This is a genomic window from Crocosphaera sp. (genome assembly GCF_030064895.1).
GTDB lineage: Bacteria > Cyanobacteriota > Cyanobacteriia > Cyanobacteriales > Microcystaceae > Crocosphaera.
Window position 1 is genome coordinate 1 of record NZ_JASJEB010000082.1, and the last position, 26,267, is coordinate 26,267.

Below are 26,267 nucleotides of genomic sequence, written 5' to 3' on the forward strand. Positions count from 1 at the left end.
CCCTCTCATTCTAATAGTTATGCCTAAATCTCTCAAACGAACTTGCCCATGTTTACCCTCAGTTAAAGCCTCCCATCCACTATGACCTGGATAAGTCCAACCTGAATAATTCCCATTCTAGAGAGATAGGGGATAGACGAGGAGAAGGCAATTCTTTAGGGAGTTTAGGCAATGCTTATTATTTCTTAGGAGAATATCAAACAGCCATTGACTACCATCAACAATCTTTAACCATTTCTAGAGAGATAGGGGATAGACGAGGAGAAGGCAATTCTTTAGGGAGTTTAGGCAATGCTTATCAATCATTAGGAGAGTATAAAACCGCCATTGACTACTATCAACAATCTTTAACCATTTCTAGAGAGATAGGGGATAGAAAAGGAGAAGGCAATTCTTTAGGAAATCTAGGCAATGCTTATAATTCATTAGGAGAGTATAAAACCGCCATTGACTACCTTCAACAATCTTTAACAATTTCTAGAGAGATAGGGGATAGACAAGGAGAAGGCAATTCTTTAGGCAATTTAGGCAATGCTTATAATTCATTAGGAGAGTATAAAACCGCCATTGACTACTATCAACAATCTTTAACCATTGCTGAAGATATTGGCGCAATTTATTCAGTAGCAAATGCTTACTATAATCTTGGCAATACTTACGGAAAACTCAACCGTAACCAAGAAGCGATTCAATCTTATCATTATGCCCGTGAGTTGTTTCAAAGAATGGGTTTAGATTCTAATATTCAAAACTGTGATAATCAAATTAAGACCTTATCTTCTCCTCAGATTTTATCAATTTGGCGACGAATTAAACGGATTTTACAACGGTTTTTACAGTGGTTGCGATCGCTTTTTTAAGGATAGGTGGTCAAACAATACTGGTTGGTTAATAAAATTATCTCTTGAGACAGGGATGGGAAAGAGTGGGAAAAGAAAACATTATATATTGCTTAATTCTCCCTACACTCCCCACACCTCCCACACTCCCCACACCTCCCACACTCCCCACACCTCCCACACTCCCCACACCTCCCACACATCCCACACTCTCCACACTCCGAACTCCGAACCCCGAACTCAGATTAAATTACTCCTCTGTTTTATCTTTCACCCCTCGCATAATACGAGATAATTCGCTTTTCTCATCCACAGCAATACGACTGGGAGAACCACTAATAATCCTTTCATAGTTACGGAAAGAGTCTTGAATAATCGGCCCATCTTGATTAATCATATATTCTCGGATACCTTTATCATGCCAAGAACCCCTCATTTTAAAGACATTAATTGCCCGTGACATTTCCCCACGAATTTCTACATATTGCAACATTAAAATAGTGTCCGTAATAGTAGAAATATGGGATTCGGTGATAGAATGCGCCCCCATAAATTGATCGGTGGTATTGGTAAAGAAACCTGTAATTTCTTCTTGTTTAGCATACCCCGTAACCCCAATCACAAATTGACGAAAAGCATTATTAGTAACACCCCTAGCTAACGCTGATAAAGAATCAATAGCAATTCTACCAGGTTTAAATTCAGAAATTTCTGATTTAATAATTTGTAAATGGTCTTCTAAACCGGCAGATTCAGGATAGGTACATAACAGTTTTAACAGTCCTTTCTGTTCCATTTCCTCAAAGTCAATACCCCAAGAAAAAGCATTCCGAGATAACTGGGCCCGAGACTCCTCGTAGGCGAATAAAATCGCCCTTTCTCCTTGACGACATCCCTCTTCTAAAAATTTACTAACCAGTAAAGTTTTACCCGTTCCAGTTGCCCCTGTGGCGAGGATAATAGAGTCTTTAAAGAACCCTCCACCACACATTTGGTCCAGGGTTTCTACACCCGAAGAAATACGCGCATTGGATGATCTTTGTGTCAATCTCATCGCCCCCAATGGAAAGATATTAATACCATCATTAGTAATAGTAAAAGGATATTCTCCCTTCATGTGGGTTGTCCCCCGTAACTTGAGAATTTCAATGGTACGGCGACGGCGTTCCCCTTCTAAAACATTGCGGACAATAATAACATTATCAGAAACAAATTCTTCTACACCAAAACGGGCAATTTGTCCATATTCTTCCACCCTTTCTGTTGTTAAAATAGAGGTTACTCCTAACAGTTTTAAACGGGCAACGAGGCGAAAGATTTCCCGTCTTACCACAGAAGCAGCATCGTATTGTTGAAAAACTGCCGTAACTGAATCGATAGAAACTAACTTAGCATTATATTTATTAATAGCATATTGTATGCGTTCAATTAAAGCCGATAAATCAAAACTTCCCACCACTTCTTGACCTTCTGGGTCAGGGGAAGCATCTAATATAAATAATTGACCTTCATCGATCAATTCTTGTAAATCCCAACCAAAACTATAGGCGTTTTCAATAATATCTTGGGGAGATTCTTCAAAAGTAACAAATAGGCCAGGATAATCAAAATATTTAATACCATGACAAAGAAATTGTACCGCAAAAAGTGTCTTTCCTGTTCCCGATGTACCACTGGCCAAAGTGGTTCTTCCTAGAGGTAAACCACCGTGGGTAATCTCATCTAATCCTTCGATCATTGTCCGAATTTTACGAACACCTTTAGGGGTTAATTGTTGTGGTTGATTTTCACTTTCTAGCGGTTGATTCATGACTTATTTATAATGATTTTATAATTTTAAATTATTAAGGTTTATAAAAAATTGAAAAGAAAACTGTGAAGCAAATTTAATTCCAAACTTGTTGTTAAGGACGAGAAAATTAAGGATCATTCTCCCGTTCTTTAATTTCTTCATAGAGAAGATCCAAACCTATTAAAACTTTTTCCCTATCAGAAAGATCCCCAATAATTTTGCGCACAGGAGGAGGTAAAATTTTCGCGAGGGTTGGGGTTGCCAAAATTTTATCTTCTTCTGCTAATTGTGGATTTTTCAAAACATCAATAACTTTCAAAGCGTAAACCCCTTTAAATTCGTCTTCGAGGATATTTTTTAGGGTTTTTAAAGCCCTAACAGAGTTAGGGGTATTACCAGCGACGTAGAGTTTGAGAACATAGGTTTTTTTAAAGTCAATCATGGCCACACATTGATAGATCAAGAAAAATCATTAGACAAATATCCGGGGTTTACGAGACAATAACATTCATTTTAGGAGTATTTTCTAATCCTTAACCACTTTAATCGATTTGATTTAATAAATCAAAAAGTATATCTCCTCTAGGAATGCAACGACGATACATTTCTCCCAAATGAGCTAAAATATCTATAATGGTTAGGCGATAGTCCAGCAAAATTTCCTCACTTCGTCCTTCTAATTTCAGTTGTTGTGAGAATTCATCCATCAGTTCCATGTGCATTTCTAAGACACGAGAGACAGAAATATCCGCAAAGAAAGCTTGATTGACAAATTGATCAATTCCTTGATTAATTTCTGAATTTTCATCAAAATAATTTAAAATTATCTCTCGATAATTAGTCATTAATTCTTGCAGTAACTCTTGTTTATCTTCTGGAGAAAGATTGCGATAAAAATACTTAGGATTTCGCTTATAATAAACCCCTAAATAACCTAATCTTTCTTTGAGTTTTTCAGCTAGACGACGCTGCTGCAATATTAAAGAACTCTGATGGTTTTCTGCATTAATGTCTCCTTGAGAAGACAACACTCGATCAGCAAGAGAACAACTAGGTCCTAAGTGCAAAAATTTGGTGATGGCACGATCAATAGTTGTCTGGATATCAGTCAACTGCCTCACCCCATTACGTACCTCGGCACTATGATACAGAAAAGTGGGTGATTCCACATTAGCCAAAGCTACCGATGGATCTTCGGCTTCCTCAACAATAATAACCGGTAATAGGGTTCCCTGTTCATAGAGTTGGTTGAATAATGGCAGAATTGAAGTTTCCTCTCTGACAATCAAACAATCTATGGTTTCGCTTTCCTTCTTGAGGAAAGGTACTAACTCTTCTACTTGATCGATGATATGTAGACGATAGCGATCGCCACTCAGATGATTGGTCAATAACTGAGTGAGAGGTTTATCACTGCTACAAAGACAAATGGATAATCGCGTCTGCAATGGTCTGTCGATAGATAAACACAAATAGTTAGAGAAAAACTCCTCTTTAAATAACCCTACCATGTAGACGGGTAGGGATTCTTTATGGGATACCTGAATTTTTATTCTTAATGAACGCTAGACTTCGTCCCTCTTTGAGTCCGCGATTTATATTTTGATCGCCATTCATCCCTAACTTTTGTAAGATTAGGGTAATAAGAGCGACATCAGGATAAAAAATTAGCATAAATCGTTCTAGTTTGTTATTAAAGCATTTTTCTTTAACTTTCTGAGATAATTAATCGAGTCCATGAATTACTAACTCATAATAGTCTTGATGAATCGCTTCTAAACCTTGATATAATCCTTCTGAATGTATCCATCCCACAAAACCAGCATATAAACATTTTTGCTGTTCACTTGCTACGAAAACATGAAGAATATTTAAAGGATTTTTCCACAATTTAATAGAAATTCCTCTTTCAAAATTAAGGTAAGCTTTGGCTTTTTCAAAGTCTCTAGAATGAGCATCGGTCATCCCTGGAATTAATTGCAGTCTTTCGATTAACACTGTGGGAAAATCTTTTTCATATAAAGCCGGGGTTGGAGAAGATTTCCAAAATTTTTCAATAACATCTACTAAGGTAGGATGATTTTTTAATTGACTATGGGAAATATTTGGTAAACAGACAAAATGACTATAGGTTAGCTTGGTTGATGAAATAGGAATGGTTCCATCACTACCATTATCACTGTTACCGGCAATCACTAATGTTGGCACAATTTTTGTGATTCTATCTGCTTGCAAACGGCGGTTTTTTCCTAAGTCGGCAGCAACACCAACTCCAATGGATAATGGGTCAATAATTCTGGCTAAATCTGCCCCACCAACGGGAGAGGCAATTAAGACCAAAGAATGAATTTTTACCCACCATTGGGGATTTTGATGGAGAATTTCCAGCCAAATTAAGCCGCCCATTGAGTGACCGATAATTCGCCACGGGGTTTGAGGATATTTTTGGCTAATTTCTTCAGCTTGTTCAGTAACCTTCTCAATTAATGGTTCCATGCTTAACCAAGTTTTTAGCCAACCTAAATTTGGACTGATAATCAGGGTTTTCTCATTAGCTAATTTAGTGGCTAATTTACTTATTTCTTCGTTCGTATCAGCCCATCCATGTTGAGCAAAAAGGATAAAATCTGGACTATAATTCATAGTTATTAATCTGTTTATCTTAAGGGTATAGTTTAGCAGCTAAGGCAATAGCAAGGGGGAAAATTTTATGTTCTTCTATTTGAATTCTCTTATGTAAAGTTTCCAGGGTGTCATTGGGTAAAACGGGGACTGCTGCTTGTAGTAAAATGTCTCCGCTATCCACTTCTAAACTTGCGAGATGTACGGTACAACCTGTGATTTTAACTTTTGCTTCTAACGCCTGTTCTATGGCTTTAATTCCTTTGAAACTAGGTAACAAACTGGGATGAATATTAATAACATGATTGGGAAATGCTTCCAATAATACTGGGGTAACAATTCTCATCCAACCTGCCATAATTACCCAATCAACCTGACAAGCTTTAAATTGGTCTACAATAGCTTGATCTAACTCTTCTCTACGCTTAAATTCTCGATGATTGAGTAGTTTTGATTCAATGTTTAAAGCATCTGCTTTATTTTTGACTTTGGCTTGAGGATTATTGTAAATTACTAGGGGAATTGTTGCGTTTAATTGTTGTTGATTGATCGCATTAGCGATCGCTTCAAAATTAGTCCCACTTCCTGATGCTAATACACCTAATTTTAAAGGGGTTTCCAATATCAATTCTTCGCTGGATAATTGAGGAGAAATAAAACTAGGTATAACATTTTCCATCGTTAGCTATTAGATATTATCTGAAATAACGGTCATCTCTTTTTATCATACCATCTTCATTTATTTTATTTTGCTCTTGATGTACATTTTGTAATGCTTCTTTCTGAAACTATAGCAAAGTTAACAATTCTTTTTTATTGATAATAGTTTATATGATAAAATTTTCTCTATCTCCCCGTCTCAGTATATCCGGGTTACACTCATCTTTTACTTGTTTTTTAATCATTTTTTGAACAGCAGGAATAGTAGGGTTAATTTCATAGGTTGGTTTTCGTATTTTTTGTTCATAAGCTTGTTGTTCTTGTTCTATCATAATTATATCTTGTGCAACTAATCCATCTAACATAGTTTGTGCTGTTCCATACAATTTATCTTTAATAAACTGTCGAAACCATCGCGGTAATTTATGTAAACGCCAAAAGGCGTTTAAAGAGGTAAAATGGATCAAATAAGCTTTAGTGTGGGTTAAACTAATAGGACACAATAAACAATAAATTGTAAAATCTTTCCCTAAAGTAGATTGCCAATGAGGATAACAATAATTTACCATTAAAGATTCAGGATGTAAAGAGCGAAAGCTAGGAAAAAATAGTTGAGAAATCGACCAAATTTTATCAATTTTATAATAACTTTTGGCTTCGTATATTCCCTTAACCTCTTCTTCTGTAGTCAACAATTCTTTTAAATTTGCATCGGTCCAAGCTTGATAATCATCATGAAGATGACCATGATACATATCCATTAAATTTTCAATGAGAAAAGAAAAATGAGCTTGACAATCGATCACTGAAACTGTAGCAATATAATTAAGATGATCCCATTCAGGAATACTCATAGTTTGATTTTTATCTGAATTTAATAGTTTTTTATCTCCTAAAAATATCCACACAAAACCATCAAATTCTTGGACAGGATAACTCTCAATTTTAATCTTTGGTAAAGCTTTATTGTTTGAATTACTGCAACTAAACTCAGGATTTAGATAAGGAATAAAAGTACAATTTCCTTCACCATTAAATTGCCAACCATGATAAGCACATTCTAAAGAATTTTCCAAGACTTTACCCTCACTTAGTTTAACCTGACGATGAGGACAACGATTATCTAAAGCATGAATTTTTCCCATACTATCTCGATAAAGTACAATCGAGTTATACCAGAGCTTAACTTCTTTGGGTTTTGTCGTAATTTCTTGACTTTGTGCTACCACATACCAATGGTTTAAATTTATTCCGCAGCTTCTAACATCCATGATTAAACTATTATTCAAAAAATTAGGATAATAAATATAAACAAATATAATCAAAAAATATCATCTATGGTAATATAACACTTAAAGATAAGATTGCACAAATTAACATGACCTTCATGGTCAGTGCTATGTTTTGAGCAATAACTAACAGCTATGACAAAAAAATGGATAACCGTTAATGGCACTATTAGTAAAGGTCATCAAGTGGCTTCAGGGATAGCAAAAGATAGTCCTTATCCTCAAGGAAGTATTGAAATGCAAACCCCTTTCTTTAAACAACTAGGATTGGACATTTCTTCTTTTTTTGCAGGAACTTTAAACATTAAGATTAGTCCCTATAAGTTTAAACTATACAATCCCCAATACACTTTTGGACTTGTAAAATGGAATCCTCACTCACCACCAGAAACTTTTTCATTTTCTTTTTGTCAAGTTATCTACAACAAAGGCAAATATACTGGACTGATTTATTATCCTCATCCTGAAACCAAACCTAACCATTTTCAAGACGATTCAACCCTAGAAATTTTAACCCAACCCCTTGATTTTATTGAATATGGTCACTCCATAGAACTCAATTTAAACCCCACCGAAGTTGATGTTTTCCCTGATTTAGACATAGAATAAGTTATGATGAAACTAGCGACGAAAATAGAGGCCATTCTTTATCTTAAAGGTCAACCCCTAAGCCTAATGGATATTGCTCAATGGGCTGATTGTGAAGTCGATACAGCACAAGAAGCGATGATGGAGTTAATTTCTGATTATGCTTATCGTGACAGTGCTTTAGAGGTAGTAGAAACTGAAACCGGTTACAGTTTACAATTACGCTCAGTTTTCGATGATCTAACCGATGATATAATCCCTGCAGAACTCGGAAAAGGGGCTTTAAGAACCTTGGCCGCCATTGCTCTTAAAAATCCCATTGTTCAGACCGAATTAATAGAACTGAGGGGAAGTACAGCTTATCAGCACGTTCAAGAATTAGTTGAGATGGGTTTCGTGCGTAAACGTCGTCAAGAAAGCGGACGTTCTTATCTCCTGGAAGTTACCACCAAATTTCATCAGTATTTTGAGATTGATCAGTTTCCCGAATCTAAAGATTAACCCCTATAGTACCGATGGAGTATCAAATTTTGGGGTATATAATAGTGGAACATAAGTCAACCCCAATTTTGGAGTTCTAATGGTATTCAACTTTGATTTTTTCGCTTCTGAACCAGAAGAACAAAACGCAAACACTCTTATTCAATACCTACAACAACAACATCCTGACACACTCTCTCGCATTGCTCAATCCGCTAGTCCTGAGATTCAACAAATCATCACCCAGAACGTACAAGGGTTGGTGGGAATGCTACCCTCAGAAGATTTCAATGTTCAAGTAACCACCGATCGCGAAAACTTAGCTAACCTTCTCGCTTCAGCTATGATGACGGGATATTTTCTCAGTCAAATGGAACAACGGAAGAATCTCGAAGCGAACTTATCCAATGTTGATTCTATCTCCCCCAATCAATCCCATGACCAAGCAGAAGAAGATTGAGAGTAAGGGCTGCCTCTAATCAGAGGGACAAGAGCATTCCTATTGTCCCTCTGATTCTTCCCTTGTGGGTTTAGCCACCTTTAGCAAAGCTTCCCATTACTAAAGCAGATAATAAAATTCCTGGACTTAATAAAGCAATCAGTAACAGTAGTTGGTCAACAGTCATAATATACTCGCGAATTTTAGTAAGTTCTCCTGTAACAATAACGTATTATCACAGAAATTTACCCTATTTAACTAATTTTTAAGACAGTTTTGGAAACTATATGATTGATATCAACAAAGTTATCAATTTGAGAATAACTGAAAAAAATGTTAAGAAAAATATTTCCATGTAAACAAGTCATGACTCTGATGAGTCTCAATGATTCCAGTTTTGGTAAGTAGTTGATGAATTAAGCTGAAATCGACTATGATTAGAATGGGAATATACCAGGGTAGATTAGTTTACCCATAGGTCGCCTAAGCAAACAAAAGCTCGAGTAATAGGACAGTATAACTTATCCTAAACAATGCCCAATGATACTTGTCGTGTCTTATTAATAGAAGACAAAATAGAAAATGTTAAATTATTGCAGGATTTATTGTCTAAAAGTCAATATAGTTCCCTGGCAAAAGGCTTGACTTTTCTTATTACTTCTACTGATACTTTAAAGGAAAGTTTCGGGTTGCTACAAGATCAGCAGTTTGATGTAATTTTACTGGATCTGGATTTGCCAGACAGTCAGGGTTTAAATACTTTAATTAAACTTAGAGAAGCAGTCCCGAATACTCCGATTATTGTAGAAATGGATGGGCAAAATGAGGGGGCTGTTGTGAAATCTTTTCAGTTAGGTGCTGATGGTTATTTACAAATCAAAAACCTAGATAGCAATCTCCTAGTCTATGAAATTCGTTTAGGTATTGAACGACAAAAATATAGGTCTAAAATAAATCAACAACAGCAAGAAATAAGTCAAGCACAAGAGTTCGCCAATCTTGATTCTCTGATCAAATCTACTGGAGAAACAAGTGTTACTGCCCGATTATTTGGGGCATATCCCCTGCAAGAAAGTTTACCGGATGTGTTTGATGAATTAGTAGAAACCTACGGTAAATTATTAGAATTAGCACTAGAGCAAAGAATCTATAAAGTTGACTATAACATCTCCGAAAAACTACGAAATTTAGGGGAAAAATTGGGTTTTCTCAAAGCAAGTCCTAGAGATACTATTGAAATTCATACCAAAGTTTTAAAAGAGAAAAGTAAAGACGCTTCTATAGCTAAAGCCCAAGCTTATGTTGTCGAAGGAAGACTAATGATATTAGAATTAATGGGGTATTTAGCTTCTTTTTATCGAAAATATTATATAGGGTTGAGTAATATTAATCTTGCGTCCAGAAAAGATTACCCATAAACTTCTTGACCGCCTCACGCACCCTGAAAGGGTGGTGATTCCGAAACCTCACAATTTAGGTTTCTGGTTCGTCCACCGTTGCATACCATAGTTTAAAAAACCATGTACCGTCTTACACAGAGTCCACAGACTTTTATCCCATTTCAGAGATCCGATCCCGACAGCCCATCGGTACGGTTTAGCGAAAGCTTCTTGTACTTGTTGCTTGGATATTTTACCTGTACAAGCTTTTCTGTACAGAACCTATTATAGCCAGTTTTCAAGGTGCAATACCTACTGCTTGGTTTTCGCTTTTAGGTACATTCTTACTATACCAGAATTAATGTCAAGCCGTCCTTAAGGACGGGGTTTCATACCCAATTTTTCCATGAATAAATATCGACTCAGACTCTATATTACAGGTAACACCGTCAACTCTCAACGGGCGATCGCCAACCTATTTCGTATCTGTCATGAAGAATTACGGGATCAATATATCATAGAAATTATCGATGTTCTTGAACAACCCCAAACCGCGGAACAGGAAAAAATTTTAGTGACTCCAACCCTAATTAAACAGTTACCGCCACCCTTACAACGTATTATTGGAGATATGTCCAACACCCAAAAAGTCCTTTTAGGGTTAGATTTAGTTTCAGAAAATAAAAACTAACTAATATTTCTTGGCAATAAGCAAAGAAACAGGCAAAATAAACAATGAACAATTCACCCTCTATTCCCTAAAAAAACGGATGACACCAGAAAACGAACTAGACTATATTGAGAAATTAGAAACCGCCATTCCAGGGTTTGATTTTTTGTCTGAGGGGGGACTCCCTAAAGGACGGGCCACCTTAGTTGCCGGAACTGCCGGAAGTTCTAAAACCGTTTTTGCTTGTCAGTTTTTAGCAGAAGGGATTGAACGAGGGGAAAACGGTGTTTTTGTCACCTTTGAAGAACCACCCAAGGCTTTACGACGTAATATGCGAGGTTTTGGCTGGAATATTGCAGAGTGGGAACTGGAGAGAAAATGGGCCTTTGTAGATGCTTCTCCCCAACCTGGAGAAAGGATGATGGTGACGGGAGACTACGATCTCGGCGCGTTGATTGCCCGTATTGAGTTCGCTATTCGTAAATATAACGCCCAACGGGTTTCTATGGACTCTTTAGGCGCAATTTTTAGCCATTTAAGTGATAGCGCACAAGTTAGAAGCGATCTTTTTCGTATGGCCTCTGCTTTACGGGAATTAGGCGTAACTGCGATTATGACGGCGGAAAGAACGGAAGAATATGGGGATATTAGTCGTTTTGGGGTAGAAGAATTTGTGGCCGATAATGTGGTCATTTTGCGCAATGTCTTAGCGGATGAAAAACGCCGTCGTACCATCGAAATTTTGAAATATAGGGGGACAAATCACCAAAAAGGGGAATATCCCTTTACCATTGTTCCGGGTCGTGGTGTGGTGATTATTCCCTTATCTGCTATTGAATTAGAACAAAAATCCTCTAACATTCGTATTACCTCCGGAAGTGAGGAGTTGGATACAATGTGTGGAGGCGGATTTTTCCGAGATTCTATCATTTTAGTCTCAGGGGCTACTGGAACCGGAAAAACGTTAATGGTGACGGAATTTATGGCCGGTGGGGTGGTTAATAACGAAAGATGTTTAATTTTTGCCTTTGAAGAAAGCAGGGAACAACTATTTCGTAATGCTATCGGTTGGGGTGTGGATTTTCAACAAATGGAAAAGGAAGGTAAGTTAAAAGTAGTCTGTCGTTATCCGGAAACCACAGGGTTAGAAAATCATTTGATTAATATGAAGGAAACTATCGAAAGTTTTAAACCGAACCGGGTAGCTGTAGATAGTTTATCGGCCTTAGAACGGGTTTCTACTTTGAAAGGATTTCGCGAGTTTATTATCGGTTTAACTTCTTTTATTAAACAGCAAGAAATTGGTGGTTTATTTACTTCTACCACCCCAACTTTATTGGGAGGTTCTTCTATTACCGAGGCTCATATTTCTACCATCACAGACTCCATTATTCTCCTACGTTATGTCGAAATGTACGGGGAAATGCGTCGGGGTATTACTGTTTTAAAAATGCGCGGTTCCATGCACGATAAAGATATTCGAGAATTTTCTATTGATAATAAAGGGATGCACATCGGCAAACCTTTCCGTAATGTAACTGGTATTTTATCCGGTTCTCCTATGTACACCGCACAAACTGAAGTAGAAAGATTAAGTAATTTATTTGATGAGTAAGAGTTTCTTCTAGAAGACTGTGTTAGTGCGTCAATTAGCTGTTAACTTGCTCAAAAGGCGTTATCCTAAGTAGTAAAGATGACGGTTAATTCATTACCCTATGTCGAAAATAGAAACTAGAACCGAACCCATGGTGTTGAACATGGGACCGCATCATCCCTCAATGCACGGGGTATTACGTCTAATCGTCACTTTAGACGGAGAAGACGTGGTAGACTGTGAACCTGTTATCGGGTATCTTCATCGAGGGATGGAGAAAATTGCGGAAAATCGCACCAACGTTATGTATGTTCCTTATGTTAGTCGTTGGGACTATGCAGCTGGAATGTTCAACGAAGCGATTACTGTTAACGCCCCCGAACAATTAGCGGATATTAAAGTTCCTAAACGGGCCCAATATATTCGGGTGATTATGTTGGAACTTAACCGTATTGCTAACCATTTACTATGGTTAGGTCCGTTTTTGGCTGACGTTGGCGCACAAACTCCCTTTTTCTACATTTTCCGTGAACGGGAAATGATTTACGATCTTTGGGAAGCAGCGTCAGGAATGCGCTTAATTAATAATAATTATTTCCGTATTGGTGGGGTAGCGGTAGATTTACCCTACGGTTGGATCGATAAATGCGAGGACTTCTGCGACCATTTTGACCCTAAAGTGGATGAATACGAGAAGTTAATCACCAATAACCCTATTTTCCGCCGTCGTGTGGAAGGGATAGGAACTATTACTCGTGAAGAAGCGATTAACTGGGGACTGTCTGGCCCAATGTTACGGGGTTCTGGGGTTAAATGGGACTTACGCAAGGTTGACCATTACGAATGTTACGATGACTTCGACTGGGAAGTACAATGGGAAACCGCAGGGGATTGTTTCGCCCGTTATTTAATCCGTATTCGGGAAATGCGCGAGTCGGTTAAAATTATTCGTCAAGCGTTAAAAGGTATTCCCGGGGGTCCTTATGAAAACCTGGAAGCAAAACGCATGATGGAGGGGAAAAAGTCGGAATGGAATAGTTTTGACTATCAATATATCGCTAAAAAAGTAGCCCCAACTTTTAAAATTCCTGAAGGTGAACATTATGTACGCATGGAAAGCGGTAAAGGGGAATTAGGAATCTTTATTGTTGGTAGTAATGATGTCTTCCCTTGGCGTTGGAAAATTCGCGCCCCTGACTTCAATAATTTACAAATTTTACCTCACTTACTTAAAGGGGTAAAAGTTGCTGATATTATGGCAATTTTGGGTAGCATTGATGTCATTATGGGTTCTGTAGACCGTTAGGTTTTTATTATCTATAATTCTTAATTTTTGAGGGGTTAGTAACCTCTCTTTTTTGTCTTGATTTATAATTAAAATATAGTATTACAAAAATTATTTAGGATATTGTTTGAATCTGTCGCTGTCATTCCGAGGTCGGTTTAATTGTTACTTTCTTAGGAAGTTTAGCCAAAATACTAGGATTTATTGGTAATTCCTAGATTATATAATTAATAGTATTAATCTATAGGAGTTTAATTCATGAATGAACCGGTTAAAGTTACTTATGACCTCGAATATATTCTGAAAAAAATTGATGAAAAACTCGATAAAATGGAAGAAAGTTCTCATAGAAGATTTGAAAAAATGGAGTCTAAACTAGACGGTATCCAAAAAGATGTAACAGACTTAAAAGTTGGACAAGCAAAATTAGAAGAAAAAGTAGATGGTTTAGGAAAAAAATTAGATTATCAAGAATTTATTAATCGTGGGATTATTATCGGTTTGATTGTTACTGTCTTAGGAAGTTTAGCTAAAATGTTAGGATTTATTGGTAATCCCTAGATGATATAATTAATAGTATTAATATATGGGAGTTTAATTCATGAATGAACCAGTTAAAGTCACTTATGACCTCGAAGATATTCTGAAAAAAATTGATGAAAAACTCGATAAAATGGAAGAAAGTTCTCATAGAAGATTTGAAAAACTGGAATCTAAACTAGACGGTATTCAAAAAGATGTTGATCATAAATTAGATACCTTACAAAAAGATGTAACAGACTTAAAAGTTGGACAAGCAAAATTAGAAGAAAAAGTGGATGGTTTAGGAAAAAGATTAGATTATCAAGAATTTATTAATCGTGGTGTTATTATCGGTTTGATTGTTACTGTATTAGGAAGTTTGGCTAAAATGTTAGGATTTATTGGCAATTCTTAGCTTTCTAATTCTAAATATTATTGTTTATAGTTTTGTCTATAATTAATGCTTCTAAAATTCCTACTTGAACCATATTAATATTCAGAATATAATCAATATTTTCAAACGCATCACGTAAGGGTTTTTTAGCGGTTAACCAACCTATTCCATCTGTTATCCAAATAAATTGATGACCATCTTTTTTCCATTGAAGAAAAATATTACTATATTCTCCTGCTGTTGATTTTAATTTTGATCCACTTCCTCCATAAAAATTAGTTTCTATCAAGAATAACTTATTTGGTGTGTTAATAGCAAAATCAATCTTTTTAGATGATTTATTAACAGTAATAATTTTATTAAATTGTTTCTTAATTTTAGAAGCTGTTGTTTGAGAAATATATTCAAAATTATGAGTATTACAAATTGAGTTTATAAAGTGTTCTATGATTTCTTCCATTGCTTTTCTACTTCTATTTTTTCTCGCATTTGTATCTAAACCAACTTCTACACCCAAAAAATAATCAGGTATTGATTTTATTGTTTGAGATTCTATTTGATTCAAAAAACCTATTTCTTTTAAGAAAAATATGGCTTTATCAATCATTTCATCCGTAATTATATGAGTTTTCTCAAAAATAAAGTCTTGATATTGAAATTCTCCATATTTATATTCTGTTAAAAGTTTAAAAGATTTATCTCGAAAAGCGACTAAAGCAGGAACAATATATACTAATTTTGGATGTTCTTTAAATAATAATTTTGCCTCTTTTTCTATATTATCTTTTCCAATTAAGTAGTTTAATAAATTCAGACTAATTTCTATATCTCGAAAGTTACAATTGACTTTTTCCCAGTTAATAAAATAATCCCATTTTAAAATAGACTCTTTGAGATTGTTAACAAGATAATCAAATACTTGATCAGCATTTTGACACTTAATTTTATTCGCAAAAATAGAACTATATTTCATATTTTTAATAATTGTTCACTAAAATTTCTCTGATTTTACCACGTTTATTACCCTTAGAATTAATCATCCTTGAAGCTAAAATACGACTAATATTAAAATCCTTATATAATTCATCAAAAAAAGGATCATCAATATAATTAGTGGGATCTGAATTACTCAATATTTGTAATGCACCTTGTTTTGATGTTTTTACAAAGAAATCTCTTAATCTTTTTTGTTCATCATCATTAAATTCTAAGGAACTATAAGAATTAAAATTTGCAGTTTCACTAATGGGACGATAGGGAGGATCATAATAAATAAAGGTATCTTCATCAGCATAATTCAGAACTTCTGCAAAATCTGTGTGTTTAATTTCAGCAATTTTAAACGCTTCATGAACAGCAATTAAATTATCTTTATTCAGTATTTTAGGCTTTTTATAACTACCCATTGGCACATTAAAATGTCCTTTCTTATTGACTCTATATAACCCATTAAAACAAGTTTTATTCAAAAATATTGTATAAGCTGCGCGGTTTATCCATTCTTGTCTATAATTATTAGCATCAGTTTTTTTATCAAAAGTATTATAATCATCTCTCACTTGATAATAAAAATCTTTTCTGTTATCACTATCCAAACTAAGATATTTTTCCTCTAAAATTGATAATTTTTTAATCAGATTATCAACATCATTTTGAATTACCTTATAAAGAATAATTAATTCTGAATTTTTGTCAAAAAGATAGGCTTTGTCAATTTCAAAGTTAGAATAAATATCAAAAAATACCGCTCCACCACCAAAAAAAGGTTCTATGTAAGTTCTAATTTTACCTTGTTTAAGTTTCTGAGGATACTGTTTTTTTATTTCTGGCAATAACTGAGTTTTTCCCCCTGCCCATTTTAGCACCGGAGAAGGTTTTAAACCATATTTATAATTATCATCTTCTAAAATAGATAACTGCTTAATTTGCTGAGGTTTGACTTGATTAATCATCAAAAAAATAATAACAAAAATAGTCCTTTAATTATACTAGAAAATATAAGACTCCCTTAGTACAAATAAAAAAGTAATCATTAATATTTGACCGATAACCAGTGATTCATCTGCTAATCCCTTGATATAAACAAGAGAAACTTGCTACAATCAACCTTAAGTCAAAAATTATCTATTCTCAGTTTTTAGTCCTGCTTTATGTCATCATCAGAAACGACTTTACCCCCTAACTTAGCCAATATTGTAAAAAAATTCAAAAAGCGTTCTGACCCCAAAAAACGCTATGAACAACTACTCTGGTATGCTAAGAAATTAGAAGCAATGCCAGAAGAAGGCAAAATAGAAGAAAATAAAGTCCAAGGATGTGTTTCTCAAGTTTACATCACAGCAGACTTAGAAGATGGTAAAATCTGGTATAAAGGAGACTCCGATGCTCAATTAGTCAAAGGATTAGTCGCTTTATTGATTGAAGGATTAAACGGGTTAACTCCTAATGAAATCATAGAAGTTACCCCCGACTTTATCGAAGAAACAGGACTTAATGTTAGCTTAACCCCATCCCGTGCCAATGGCTTTTATAATATATTTCAGATGATGAAAAAGAAAGCATTAGCCTTTAAACTGGGAACATCCGCTTAATTATTTCTTAAGGAAAAAAGAGTAAAAATAATTACTGTAAGTAGTTTAACTTTTACTCATGACTTTTCTTAAAAATGTTGCTACATTATTTTTCTTTTAACTGTTTTTCCCTATTTTTTGGAACGCATATATTTGCTTTTTTGTAAACTTAAATCAGCAATATTACGCTCCAGAAAATTATTCTGATTCATCATCACTTTTATCAGAATCATGGGAATGTTCATCAGAAATAGTGCGAGTACACATCCAAGTACTAGGAAGAGAAGAAGGCCAACCCATACGAATCGCTTCAGGACAAATAGTCATCACTGTTAATTGACAATCAATTAATTGAAATCCCTCTTTTTCGCACTGTTTCAAACTATGTTTAAGAATCGAATCATTTTTAAACTCAATAGTTCGATTACATTGAATACAAACCATGTGATGATGATGGTTAGGATGAGGATGATTCAATTCATAGTGTTTATGTCCTTCTGCTAATTCTAACTCTCGTAAAATTCCCATACGAGACATCAACTTTACACTTCGATAAATCGTCGATAAACTAATACTTTCTCCTCTTTGTTCCAGCAATTCAAACAATTCTTCAGCACTTAAATGATTGCCCCGAGGCAGGTTTTGGAAAACGTGCAGTATTTTTTCCCTTTGCGGAGTCAAACGCCAACCTCTGGCATTCAACTCGGCTTTTAGGGAATTGGTTGTATAGGAGGACATAGAAAATTGCTCTATAGTAATAGTTGATAAAAATATAGTCAAATATGACATATCCTTATTTTGCAGGTGTTACCCTAACTGGGTTAACTACAAAACCCTCTATCCCATAGTCAAAGACATTTGGGACTGCTTTTTTCGGGAGTAGATTTGGTTTTTTTCTTTTTGATTATCTTGATCTGATGTGATCTGCTTTCTAGTACCTATAGAGTCGGATTGTTTACCGACTTCGCACCCCAGAAGGACTTTCACCCTAACAATTCAGATGTCATCGACTCTTAAAAACCCAATCTACCTAGGTAAAACATTACCATAGATGACAATGTTTGACTATATTTGTTTTGAATGTTCACGATACCATTAATTAATTATGATAGTCTTTTTTAACAGCAATTTGCAACAATTCTCGATTATTGACATAGATTAGCAATAGATTTTCTTAAGATTTGTTACTCACAAGGGCGGGTGGTACTCAGTTGCAGAACAATTTTATCAATGGAACGGATTAAAGAGGAACCAGAAACATTGGGATTGTTGGCTAAGATACTAAAGACAACCATTCCGAAATGGGGATGCTTCATATAACCAGACAACGCTCTTACACCTCGCAATGTACCTGTTTTAGCATAAACACTTCCTTGTGCTGGCGTTCCCTTCATGCGGTTGCGAAGGGTACCTGTGACACCTGCAACGGGTAGAGAAGCGTAAAATACATCTCTTTGAGGAGTATAGTACATAGCCCGTAGGGTTGTAACTAGGGAGCGAGGAGTTGCTACATTACGACGGGATAACCCTGAACCATCCACTTGACGAAAATCACTGGGGTCAACCCCTAATTTTCCTAAAGCACTTTTAGCTGCTTGTTGTCCTCCAATATGACGGAGTAGGATATCAGCATAATAGTTATTACTTCTGATATTGGTAACATTAACCCAGGATTGTAGAGATTTTGAGCGAATTTTCGATTGAGCATTTTTTAATTGTAGAGCAGCGGCCGTAGTAAATAGTTTAGTATTAGAGGCAGGGATAAAATGTCTATCCGCATTGTGGGTGTATAAAAGTGTTCCATCCTCTAATTTTTCTACTAAAATTCCCCAATGTTTTTGATGACGACTAATAACACTATCAATAGCAGGTTTAATCAAAGCAGCACAAGTTCCAGAAGTATTATTTTCTGGAGGGGGAACATAAATTTCAATGGGTCCGTCTGGGACAGGAATTGATTGCTCCGGTATAGAAATTGGTTCAGGATTATCAAAAAGGGGTTGTAAGTTGTTAGCTAAACTAGGATTAATTCCAGTTAAAGATGTGGTGGCAAAAATTGCTAAAGTTGGGAGCCAAGAACGATTTAAACGCATAATTGTAATGTTTCCTTCACTACCTCACTTGTTTACTCAAAAATATAGCCAGGAATTTAGGAAAGTGCCAATAAGAGTAAGAAAGTTTACTGACGAAACCTTAGCTTATGTTTCCAAATAAGTCAAGGTAGACAAGGCAAAAAATTATGAGGTGACGGGGTGACGGGGTGACGGGGTGACGGGGTGACGGTTTTATGGGTTATTTCCTAATTATGATTAGGAAGTTACTGAGATTCATCGTTCCTCGGAATGAAAATTATTAATTATTAGTTATTAAATGCTAACTGTTAATTGTTAGTTATTAACCTGATAACTGTTTACTGTTAATTGTTTAGCCAAATCTTCCACTAACATAGTCTCTAGTTGATTCTTGAGCAGGATTTTGGAATATTACCTCAGTTTTGTCATATTCTACTAAATAACCTACCTTACCACCTTTATCTGTAGCTTCTGCATTATAAAATGCAGTTAAATCTGATACCCGTGATGCTTGCTGCATATTATGGGTAACAATTACAATAGTATAATCCTTCTTTAATTCGTGGATTAATTCCTCAATTTTTAAGGTAGAAATGGGATCTAAAGCTGCACAAGGTTCGTCCATTAAGATAACATCTGGTTTAACTGCAATAGTACGAGCAATACATAGTCTTTGTTGTTGTCCCCCAGATAAAGCTAACCCACTTTGATGTAATTTATCTTTGGTTTCATCCCAGACAGATGCTTTTTTGAGAGAGGTTTCTACTAATTCCCCCATGTCTCCTTTATAACCATTTATTCTGGCACCAAAAGCAATATTTTCGTAGATAGATTTAGGGAAAGGGTTAGGTTGTTGGAACACCATACCAATACGACAACGTAAGTCTACGGGGTCAACTTGTTTAGCATAAATATCGTTCCCATGAAAGGTTATTTTTCCGTCAATTCTAGCACTAGGAATGAGATCATTCATGCGATTTAAGCAGCGTAAAACCGTACTTTTTCCACATCCAGAAGGACCGATAAACGCCACAACTTTATTGAGAGGAATATCTAAACTAACCTCTCTAACTGCTAAATTGGAACCATAGAAAACATTTAAGTTTTCTATTTTTAATACGGTGTCTGTTGCTATATCAGTCATCATTCTTCTAACCTCAATAATTAATGTAAATAAATGCCTTCAAATTAACCAAAACGTCCACTAACATAATCTTTAGTGTCCTGATGTTTAGGATTACCAAAAATTGTTTCTGTTCGATCATATTCAACCAGAAAACCAACCTTACTACCCTTATCAGTCGCTTCTGCGTTGAAAAAGGCTGTGTAATCAGCTACCCGTGTCGCTTGCTGCATATTGTGAGTAACAATAACAATAGTATAATTTTGCTTTAATTCGTGCATTAACTCTTCAATTTTTAGGGTTGAAATTGGGTCTAATGCTGAACAAGGTTCGTCCATTAAAACTACTTCAGGTTGAGCAGCAATGGTTCGAGCAATGCACAATCTTTGTTGTTGTCCCCCGGATAAAGAAAAGCCACTTTCTCCTAATTTATCCTTAACTTCATCCCATAAAACTGCCCTTCTTAACGAGGTTTCTACTAACTCGTCTAAATCTCCTGTATAGTTATTAACCCTAGCACCATAAGCAATATTATCGTAGATAGTTTTAGGGAAAGGATTGGGTTTTTGAAACACCATTCCAATGCGTTTTCTAACTTCGATAGGATCGATATCAGGAGCGTATAAATCTTGCCCATGATAGTTAACTTTTCCCTTTAAACTAAAAATCTCGATCAGATCATTAAGTCGATTTAAGCAACGTAAAATGGTACTTTTTCCACACCCAGATGGACCAATAAACGCTGTTACTTTATTTTTAGGAATAGTAAAAGTTACATCACGAACTGCTCGATAACTTCCGTAAAAAATATCAACATGGTCTAGAGAAAAAACCGTTTCTAAATTTTCTGCTGGCACTGTATCTTGTTCCATATTTTCCATCATAATCTTGTCCTGAAAGGCTCTATGAAATTTATCATTTCCCTAGTTAACATTTAAGCCGAATAACTGATAACTGATAACTGATTAATAGGTTTTTTGACGAGTAGCTATCCGTGCCGTAACGCTGGTAACTAACACCAATAAAACCAAAATTAAAGACCCTGCCCAAGCTAATTCTTGTTGAGGTTTAAAAGGTACAATAGCATAGTTATAAACCAATACCGACAGAGTTGCAATAGGTTCTAGAAGGGGTTTCAGAGGTTCGTTTAAGGTGGGTTTACTTGCCCAGAAATTAGAGTAAAGTGCAGTAAAAATAAGCGGAGCGGTTTCTCCAGCAGCACGGGCGATGGCGAGAGTAACTCCTGTTAAAATAGAAGGAATTGCCGCAGGTAAGACTACTTTTAACACCGTTTGGTAATTATAAGCCCCAATACCAAAGGCCGCCCAACGTACATTTTGGGGAACAATCTGTAAAGCTTCATCCGTCGTTCTAACAATAGTGGGTAACATCAACACCGATAAAGCAACCCCACCAGCGATGGCAGAAAAGCCTACAATACCGGTAGCTACCAATAAACCGTAAGCAAATACTCCAGCAATAATAGAAGGAACCCCACTCAAAACGTTAGTAGCAAATCTAACCCACTTAGCCACTTGGTTATCACCACTAAATTCTGAAAGATAAACCGCAGCTAATACTCCAAAAGGAACCGCAATTAAAGTACCGATAGATACAGTGATTAAGGTTCCAATAATAGCATTAGCAATACCACCTTCAGAAAGACCCGGAGGAGGAGGTAACTGAGTAAATAGGTCTAAATTAATTTGAGCCGCTCCTTGGATTGTAACGAAAGCTAACACCGCAAATAAAGGAATTAGGGTGATAATCATACATAAAGAAGCCACACCCGTCCAAAAACTATCAAATAAGGAACGGGGAGAAGTCGGCTTTTTTTTGAGACTTAATCCTTGACTTTCCATAATTACATAACTAATAGTTGATTACCGAACTCCGAACTCCGAACTCCGAACTCTTATTACTAATATTTAGCCCGAACCTGACTAACGATATAATCCGCAGCCACATTCACCACTAAGGTTAACACCATTAACACTAACCCTGCATACATTAGAGCAGCTACCTGCATTCCTGAAGCTTCTGCGAACTGGTTAGCGATTAAAGATGAGATTGTGTTAGCTGGTTCTAAGATAGAAACACTAATTCGATTGACATTACCGATAATCATGGTGACGGCCATGGTTTCTCCCATTGCGCGACCCAAAGCTAACATAATTCCCCCAACAATACCCGAAAAGGCCGCTGGAACTAAAACACGGAAAATAGTTTCCCAACGAGTTGCTCCTAAACCTAAAGAAGCTTGTCGTAACTCAGGGGGTAAAGAAGCTAAAGAGTCCCGAGAAATAGCCGTAATAATCGGTAAAATCATTATTGACAATACAATACTAGCAGGAAACATTCCTGGTCCACCAGCCGGAGCCGTACTAAACAAAGGTATCCAACCAAAAGTGTTATGAAGAAACTGAGAAAAGGGTTGAACCAAAGGAATTAAAACAAAAATCCCCCACAGTCCATAAACAACACTAGGAATAGCTGCCAATAGTTCTACCAAGAAAACTAAGGGAGTACGAAACCTTAACGGTATAAAGTTTTCACTCAAAAATATAGCCGTGCCAATACCTAAAGGAACCGCAATAATTAGAGCCAGTAAAGAACTAACTAAGGTTCCGTAAATAACCGGTAATGCGCCAAAAGATTCTCGGCCTTTAACTGGGTTCCAAGAACTACTAAAGAGAAAACCTAAACCGTATTCTTGAATGGCTGGCCAAGCGCGCCATGTGATAATACAGGCAATAGAAAGCAGAATTAACCCGATGCCAATGGCAAAGCCTAAAGTTAGCCAAATAAACCAGTTATCAACGGTTTTCTCAATTGTGGAGCGAAAGCCTACGCCGGTTTGTCGTCTAGAAGGTGATGGAGTCACGATAAATGAGCAAGTTATATTGCTGACGAAAACAACAGTAAAAAAAAGGGAGTAAAGAACGAAAGCATTGTAAGTATCCGGAAAAATCAGAAGTATAGCAATCAGCAATCGCCAAGGCAGTTAAGACATTTTTTCAAACTCAAACCTAATATTAGCAAGGTTTTTACCTTCTGCCTCCTGCTATATTTATGAGAAAATTTTTCCTTATTGATTATCTCATTAATTAGTTGAGTGTAATTTCATAATCAGGGCTAATGACATCAGCAGCAGCAGCCACTCTTTCTCTAACACTAGGAGGCAAAGGAACATAACCCAACGCCTTGCTTTGTTCTTGTCCTTCGGTTAAAGCGTATTGAATCATGCTTTCTACAGCGATCGCTTTTTGGGGGTCGTCGTAGGTTTCGTAGGCTAAAATCCAAGTATAGGTAACGATGGGATAAGAATCATCACCTTCGGGGTCGGTAATAAAAGCCCGTAAATTCTCCGGTAAAGTTACAGCGTCTAAAGTAGCTGAAGCACTGTCATCAGTGGGGGCGATGAAGTTACCAGAAGAATTTTGTAAAGTTGCTACAGGAATACTATTTTGTTTGGCGTAACCATACTCAATGTAGCCGATAGAACCTTCGTTCTGTTGAATATTAGCTGTTACCCCTTCGTTTCCTTTACCACCAATAAATTTACCTTTGGCGGTAGGCCATTCCACACTTTTACCTTGACCAATGGATGCTTCCCACTCTGGACTGATAGAACTGAGATGCTTGGTAAATACACCAGTGGTACCACTACCATCGGAACGGTGAACTACGGTGATGGGTTGATCTGGTAGTTCTAGACCAGGGTTAGCTTCAGCAATAGCGGGATCATTCCACTTGGTAATATCCCCTTTGAAAATACCAACGTAAGCGTCTCGAGAAAGTTTCAGTTCGTCGACTCCAGGTAAGTTATAAGCCATAACGATACTACCAGCAGTCACAGGAAGTAAAATTGTTCCTCTTTCAATTTGGCCAATTTCTTCGTCTGTCATGGCTACATCACTGGCCCCAAAGTCAACGGTTCCTTGAGTAAACTGTTCCACACCAGCACCACTACCAACGGACTGATAGTTAACTTGTAGTTGAGGAACGGCTCGATTGAGTTGAACAAACCAGTTTTGGTATAATGGAGCAGGGAAAGATGCACCAGCACCGGTCAGGGAGACATTACCTTCTAGGGGAGGTTTTAAAGCAGTGGTTTCGCCTTGGCTTTCACCACCACCAGTGGGGGTACTGTCGGTATCAGAGGAACCTCCACCACAGGCTCCTAAACCCACCGCTAAACTCAGAATTGACAGAGATGTTATTATGGCGCGTTTACTTGATTTCACGGTTGTAAACATAGGTCTTTTTTGCTAATTGGGTAGACTAAACAAATCCTAAAGCAGAATTTAACAACTTTTGGTAAACATTAGATTAAGAAAGTTGTTAATTCTGAAAATTTAAGACTTTTTTCTATTTTCAAAAATCCCTTAATTAAAAAATAATTAATTGTTTTGAGCCAATGGCAATCAAGCATTATTATTGCCTTATTCTGACGTAAGGACTCCCTTTTTCCCAAGAAAGCTAGGAATAAGGAATGACTAAGGAGAGGTTAACTTTTAAAATTAGAGTTAGGTTAATTTTTAAAAATCAACACTAATGGCTGTTATTTTATAAAGGTAAAACTAAAGATGATAACGAATATTCAAAAAAATTTCAAGGGCAGAATTTTGAGCATGACTTTGGTCTCTTATTCTTTATTCTCCGCTTGCGGTTCGGTTCCTGAATCAGCCATTGAACCTATAAAAATTGATGGCTCAAGCACGGTTTTTCCCATCACAGAGCTTGTTCTCAAAAGCTATAAAAGAGAAGCCGGCAACCAGTCCATTAAAGAGCTTAAAATAGAAGGGGAATTTTCAGGTACTGGGGGAGGGTTTAAGAAATTTTGTGCAGGGGAAACAGATATCAGTGCAGCTTCTCGTCCTATCTCACACGAGGAAATGGCAGCTTGTAGAGGCAATAAAATTAGTTACATCGAGCTTCCTATTGCTTTTGATGCTATTACTATTGTGGTTCACCCTGACAATAGTTGGACCGAAACCTTAACCATTGACCAATTAAAAACCCTCTGGGAACCAGCAGCAGAAAATCAGGTTACCCAATGGAATCAAGTGGATGATAGTTATCCAAACCGTCCTTTAACCTTGTATGGACCTGATAAACTATCAGGAACCTACGACTATTTTACTAAAGCGATCGTCGGAGACATCGGAGCTAGTCGTCAAGACTACGTAAACAACGAGGATGACAAGGTATTAGTACAAGGGGTTTCTCAAGATCCCAACGCCATTGGTTATTTTGGCTATGGTTATTATAAGGAACATCAAGATAAACTCAAAGCTGTTGCGGTTGATAGTGGGAATGGTGGTATACTTCCTTCTCCCGACACAGTAGAAAATGAGGAATATAGTCCTTTATCTCGTCCTTTGTTTCTCTACGTTAACGCTAAACGGGCCCAGGAAAATCCGGCTTTAGAAGTTTTTGTGGAATACTATTTAGATAAGGCTCCGGAATTAGTGGCAGAAGCTGATTATATTCCTTTGCCAGAAGATGCTTATCATATTGCTAAAGTTCATTTACAAAGGTTTGATGTGGGCAGTGTTTTTCAAGGTAGTCCTCAAGTTGGTTTAACTATTAGTGATTTGATGCGCCAACCAGCTAACTTTTAGAAAAGATTAACCGAAAATTTATGGTATTATAAGAGTGCGGAATGTATAGTGGTGAATCCGTAAAAAAATAGAAAATCCACATCCTCTTCAGACGTGGAATCATGCAAGTGGGATCATAGGAATATAAAAGTTTTTCCTAATCCGGCCATCTATCAAAAGCTTTTGAGAGATATTATTGACGCTCTCCCGGCTGAAGCTCAGGAGATTCATAACGAATCCCTGTCGGGATGGTTATTATCTTGTTTTCACAAGTTCCCAGGCTCACCACGTTTGCCTCAAAGGGCGTAGTGATATTTCCTTAAACCCTGCCAATTCAGGTGTT

General features: G+C 36.5%; 27 protein-coding genes. 12 read left to right on the forward strand and 15 right to left on the reverse strand.

Annotated elements, in window-relative coordinates:
* The first annotated feature begins 125 nt into the window (after nt 1–125).
* Nucleotides 126–860, forward strand: a complete 735-nt coding sequence (locus QNJ66_RS17010; protein ID WP_300509050.1) for a tetratricopeptide repeat protein — start codon at nt 126–128, stop codon at nt 858–860.
* A gap of 229 nt (nt 861–1,089) precedes the next feature.
* On the opposite strand, the gene kaiC (QNJ66_RS17015) is transcribed toward QNJ66_RS17010, so the two are convergent.
* The 6 genes from kaiC (QNJ66_RS17015) to QNJ66_RS17040 all read right to left on the reverse strand — a co-directional run bounded on the left by kaiC (QNJ66_RS17015) (nt 1,090) and on the right by QNJ66_RS17040 (nt 7,184).
* The gene (gene kaiC / locus QNJ66_RS17015) at nt 1,090–2,649 is read right to left on the reverse strand and encodes a circadian clock protein KaiC (RefSeq protein ID WP_300509003.1); all 1,560 of its coding nucleotides are present in this window, start codon (nt 2,647–2,649) and stop codon (nt 1,090–1,092) included.
* A 109-nt stretch (nt 2,650–2,758) separates the two neighbouring features.
* On the reverse strand, nt 2,759–3,073 hold the full coding sequence (gene kaiB / locus QNJ66_RS17020; protein ID WP_024750203.1) for a circadian clock protein KaiB: 315 nt from the start codon (nt 3,071–3,073) through the stop codon (nt 2,759–2,761).
* A 100-nt stretch (nt 3,074–3,173) separates the two neighbouring features.
* Nucleotides 3,174–4,079: a circadian clock protein KaiA gene (locus QNJ66_RS17025; RefSeq protein WP_300509052.1), complete on the reverse strand. Its 906-nt coding sequence runs from the start codon at nt 4,077–4,079 to the stop codon at nt 3,174–3,176.
* A 277-nt stretch (nt 4,080–4,356) separates the two neighbouring features.
* Nucleotides 4,357–5,274 (reverse strand): alpha/beta hydrolase, encoded by a 918-nt coding sequence (locus QNJ66_RS17030; protein WP_300509007.1) that lies wholly within the window; start codon nt 5,272–5,274, stop codon nt 4,357–4,359.
* Between the two features lie 19 nt (nt 5,275–5,293).
* On the reverse strand, nt 5,294–5,932 hold the full coding sequence (gene purN / locus QNJ66_RS17035; RefSeq protein ID WP_300509009.1) for a phosphoribosylglycinamide formyltransferase: 639 nt from the start codon (nt 5,930–5,932) through the stop codon (nt 5,294–5,296).
* A gap of 148 nt (nt 5,933–6,080) precedes the next feature.
* The gene (locus tag QNJ66_RS17040) at nt 6,081–7,184 is read right to left on the reverse strand and encodes an aromatic ring-hydroxylating dioxygenase subunit alpha (RefSeq protein WP_300509011.1); all 1,104 of its coding nucleotides are present in this window, start codon (nt 7,182–7,184) and stop codon (nt 6,081–6,083) included.
* Nucleotides 7,185–7,337: 153 nt separating this feature from the next.
* Between QNJ66_RS17040 and QNJ66_RS17045 the strand changes: the two genes are divergently transcribed.
* The 9 genes from QNJ66_RS17045 (at nt 7,338) to QNJ66_RS17085 (ending at nt 14,574) form a co-directional block, all read left to right on the forward strand.
* Complete coding sequence (locus QNJ66_RS17045; protein WP_300509013.1) at nt 7,338–7,811, forward strand: hypothetical protein; 474 nt, start codon at nt 7,338–7,340, stop codon at nt 7,809–7,811.
* A 3-nt stretch (nt 7,812–7,814) separates the two neighbouring features.
* The gene (scpB, locus tag QNJ66_RS17050; protein WP_300509015.1) at nt 7,815–8,291 is read left to right on the forward strand and encodes an SMC-Scp complex subunit ScpB; all 477 of its coding nucleotides are present in this window, start codon (nt 7,815–7,817) and stop codon (nt 8,289–8,291) included.
* 79 nt (nt 8,292–8,370) lie between these two features.
* Nucleotides 8,371–8,730 carry a DUF760 domain-containing protein gene (locus QNJ66_RS17055; RefSeq protein WP_300509018.1) on the forward strand — a complete coding sequence of 120 codons (360 nt, stop codon included), beginning with the start codon at nt 8,371–8,373 and terminating at the stop codon, nt 8,728–8,730.
* Nucleotides 8,731–9,242: 512 nt separating this feature from the next.
* A complete protein-coding gene (locus QNJ66_RS17060) occupies nt 9,243–10,127 on the forward strand; it encodes a response regulator (protein ID WP_300509020.1) in 885 nt (294 codons plus the stop codon).
* Nucleotides 10,128–10,494: 367 nt separating this feature from the next.
* Nucleotides 10,495–10,779 carry a circadian clock KaiB family protein gene (locus QNJ66_RS17065; protein WP_300509022.1) on the forward strand — a complete coding sequence of 95 codons (285 nt, stop codon included), beginning with the start codon at nt 10,495–10,497 and terminating at the stop codon, nt 10,777–10,779.
* A gap of 79 nt (nt 10,780–10,858) precedes the next feature.
* On the forward strand, nt 10,859–12,373 hold the full coding sequence (gene kaiC / locus QNJ66_RS17070) for a circadian clock protein KaiC (RefSeq protein ID WP_300509024.1): 1,515 nt from the start codon (nt 10,859–10,861) through the stop codon (nt 12,371–12,373).
* Nucleotides 12,374–12,473: 100 nt separating this feature from the next.
* Nucleotides 12,474–13,658, forward strand: coding sequence for an NAD(P)H-quinone oxidoreductase subunit H (locus QNJ66_RS17075; protein WP_300509026.1), 1,185 nt, complete (start codon nt 12,474–12,476; stop codon nt 13,656–13,658).
* A 237-nt stretch (nt 13,659–13,895) separates the two neighbouring features.
* Entirely contained in the window at nt 13,896–14,198 is a 303-nt protein-coding gene (locus QNJ66_RS17080) for a DUF4164 family protein (RefSeq protein ID WP_300509028.1), read from the forward strand.
* A 40-nt stretch (nt 14,199–14,238) separates the two neighbouring features.
* Entirely contained in the window at nt 14,239–14,574 is a 336-nt protein-coding gene (locus QNJ66_RS17085) for a DUF4164 family protein (RefSeq protein ID WP_300509030.1), read from the forward strand.
* Nucleotides 14,575–14,584: 10 nt separating this feature from the next.
* On the opposite strand, the gene QNJ66_RS17090 is transcribed toward QNJ66_RS17085, so the two are convergent.
* The gene (locus QNJ66_RS17090) at nt 14,585–15,526 is read right to left on the reverse strand and encodes a type II restriction endonuclease (RefSeq protein ID WP_300509032.1); all 942 of its coding nucleotides are present in this window, start codon (nt 15,524–15,526) and stop codon (nt 14,585–14,587) included.
* Nucleotides 15,527–15,530: 4 nt separating this feature from the next.
* On the reverse strand, nt 15,531–16,505 hold the full coding sequence (locus tag QNJ66_RS17095) for a DNA adenine methylase (RefSeq protein ID WP_300509033.1): 975 nt from the start codon (nt 16,503–16,505) through the stop codon (nt 15,531–15,533).
* Between the two features lie 198 nt (nt 16,506–16,703).
* Here QNJ66_RS17095 and QNJ66_RS17100 point away from each other — a divergent pair, with 198 nt between their 5' ends.
* Complete coding sequence (locus QNJ66_RS17100; RefSeq protein WP_300509035.1) at nt 16,704–17,144, forward strand: SufE family protein; 441 nt, start codon at nt 16,704–16,706, stop codon at nt 17,142–17,144.
* Nucleotides 17,145–17,321: 177 nt separating this feature from the next.
* On the opposite strand, the gene QNJ66_RS17105 is transcribed toward QNJ66_RS17100, so the two are convergent.
* From QNJ66_RS17105 to pstS, 7 genes are all read right to left on the reverse strand, one after another.
* Nucleotides 17,322–17,861 (reverse strand): transcriptional repressor, encoded by a 540-nt coding sequence (locus tag QNJ66_RS17105; protein WP_300509037.1) that lies wholly within the window; start codon nt 17,859–17,861, stop codon nt 17,322–17,324.
* Nucleotides 17,862–18,307: 446 nt separating this feature from the next.
* Nucleotides 18,308–19,216, reverse strand: a complete 909-nt coding sequence (locus tag QNJ66_RS17110) for a D-alanyl-D-alanine carboxypeptidase (RefSeq protein ID WP_300509038.1) — start codon at nt 19,214–19,216, stop codon at nt 18,308–18,310.
* 331 nt (nt 19,217–19,547) lie between these two features.
* On the reverse strand, nt 19,548–20,342 hold the full coding sequence (pstB, locus tag QNJ66_RS17115; RefSeq protein ID WP_300509040.1) for a phosphate ABC transporter ATP-binding protein PstB: 795 nt from the start codon (nt 20,340–20,342) through the stop codon (nt 19,548–19,550).
* 41 nt (nt 20,343–20,383) lie between these two features.
* Nucleotides 20,384–21,199, reverse strand: coding sequence for a phosphate ABC transporter ATP-binding protein PstB (gene pstB, locus QNJ66_RS17120; protein WP_300509053.1), 816 nt, complete (start codon nt 21,197–21,199; stop codon nt 20,384–20,386).
* An 84-nt stretch (nt 21,200–21,283) separates the two neighbouring features.
* Nucleotides 21,284–22,180: a phosphate ABC transporter permease PstA gene (gene pstA, locus QNJ66_RS17125; RefSeq protein WP_300509042.1), complete on the reverse strand. Its 897-nt coding sequence runs from the start codon at nt 22,178–22,180 to the stop codon at nt 21,284–21,286.
* A 59-nt stretch (nt 22,181–22,239) separates the two neighbouring features.
* Entirely contained in the window at nt 22,240–23,202 is a 963-nt protein-coding gene (gene pstC, locus QNJ66_RS17130) for a phosphate ABC transporter permease subunit PstC (RefSeq protein ID WP_300509045.1), read from the reverse strand.
* Between the two features lie 223 nt (nt 23,203–23,425).
* Entirely contained in the window at nt 23,426–24,577 is a 1,152-nt protein-coding gene (gene pstS, locus QNJ66_RS17135) for a phosphate ABC transporter substrate-binding protein PstS (RefSeq protein WP_300509047.1), read from the reverse strand.
* Between the two features lie 330 nt (nt 24,578–24,907).
* Between pstS and QNJ66_RS17140 the strand changes: the two genes are divergently transcribed.
* Complete coding sequence (locus tag QNJ66_RS17140) at nt 24,908–25,945, forward strand: PstS family phosphate ABC transporter substrate-binding protein (protein ID WP_300509048.1); 1,038 nt, start codon at nt 24,908–24,910, stop codon at nt 25,943–25,945.
* Nucleotides 25,946–26,267: the final 322 nt, after the last annotated feature.

Bases quoted from the DNA above. Each gene is read 5' to 3' on its own strand.
- kaiC (WP_300509003.1), bottom strand. From the start codon at position 2,649: ATGAATCAACCGCTAGAAAGTGAAAATCAACCACAACAATTAACCCCT.
- kaiB (WP_024750203.1), bottom strand. From the start codon at position 3,073: ATGATTGACTTTAAAAAAACCTATGTTCTCAAACTCTACGTCGCTGGT.
- QNJ66_RS17030 (WP_300509007.1), bottom strand. From the start codon at position 5,274: ATGAATTATAGTCCAGATTTTATCCTTTTTGCTCAACATGGATGGGCT.
- purN (WP_300509009.1), bottom strand. From the start codon at position 5,932: ATGGAAAATGTTATACCTAGTTTTATTTCTCCTCAATTATCCAGCGAA.
- QNJ66_RS17040 (WP_300509011.1), bottom strand. From the start codon at position 7,184: ATGGATGTTAGAAGCTGCGGAATAAATTTAAACCATTGGTATGTGGTA.
- QNJ66_RS17045 (WP_300509013.1), top strand. From the start codon at position 7,338: ATGACAAAAAAATGGATAACCGTTAATGGCACTATTAGTAAAGGTCAT.
- scpB (WP_300509015.1), top strand. From the start codon at position 7,815: ATGATGAAACTAGCGACGAAAATAGAGGCCATTCTTTATCTTAAAGGT.
- QNJ66_RS17055 (WP_300509018.1), top strand. From the start codon at position 8,371: ATGGTATTCAACTTTGATTTTTTCGCTTCTGAACCAGAAGAACAAAAC.
- QNJ66_RS17060 (WP_300509020.1), top strand. From the start codon at position 9,243: ATGCCCAATGATACTTGTCGTGTCTTATTAATAGAAGACAAAATAGAA.
- QNJ66_RS17065 (WP_300509022.1), top strand. From the start codon at position 10,495: ATGAATAAATATCGACTCAGACTCTATATTACAGGTAACACCGTCAAC.
- kaiC (WP_300509024.1), top strand. From the start codon at position 10,859: ATGACACCAGAAAACGAACTAGACTATATTGAGAAATTAGAAACCGCC.
- QNJ66_RS17075 (WP_300509026.1), top strand. From the start codon at position 12,474: ATGTCGAAAATAGAAACTAGAACCGAACCCATGGTGTTGAACATGGGA.
- QNJ66_RS17080 (WP_300509028.1), top strand. From the start codon at position 13,896: ATGAATGAACCGGTTAAAGTTACTTATGACCTCGAATATATTCTGAAA.
- QNJ66_RS17085 (WP_300509030.1), top strand. From the start codon at position 14,239: ATGAATGAACCAGTTAAAGTCACTTATGACCTCGAAGATATTCTGAAA.
- QNJ66_RS17090 (WP_300509032.1), bottom strand. From the start codon at position 15,526: ATGAAATATAGTTCTATTTTTGCGAATAAAATTAAGTGTCAAAATGCT.
- QNJ66_RS17095 (WP_300509033.1), bottom strand. From the start codon at position 16,505: ATGATTAATCAAGTCAAACCTCAGCAAATTAAGCAGTTATCTATTTTA.
- QNJ66_RS17100 (WP_300509035.1), top strand. From the start codon at position 16,704: ATGTCATCATCAGAAACGACTTTACCCCCTAACTTAGCCAATATTGTA.
- QNJ66_RS17105 (WP_300509037.1), bottom strand. From the start codon at position 17,861: ATGTCCTCCTATACAACCAATTCCCTAAAAGCCGAGTTGAATGCCAGA.
- QNJ66_RS17110 (WP_300509038.1), bottom strand. From the start codon at position 19,216: ATGCGTTTAAATCGTTCTTGGCTCCCAACTTTAGCAATTTTTGCCACC.
- pstB (WP_300509040.1), bottom strand. From the start codon at position 20,342: ATGATGACTGATATAGCAACAGACACCGTATTAAAAATAGAAAACTTA.
- pstB (WP_300509053.1), bottom strand. From the start codon at position 21,199: ATGGAAAATATGGAACAAGATACAGTGCCAGCAGAAAATTTAGAAACG.
- pstA (WP_300509042.1), bottom strand. From the start codon at position 22,180: ATGGAAAGTCAAGGATTAAGTCTCAAAAAAAAGCCGACTTCTCCCCGT.
- pstS (WP_300509047.1), bottom strand. From the start codon at position 24,577: ATGTTTACAACCGTGAAATCAAGTAAACGCGCCATAATAACATCTCTG.
- QNJ66_RS17140 (WP_300509048.1), top strand. From the start codon at position 24,908: ATGATAACGAATATTCAAAAAAATTTCAAGGGCAGAATTTTGAGCATG.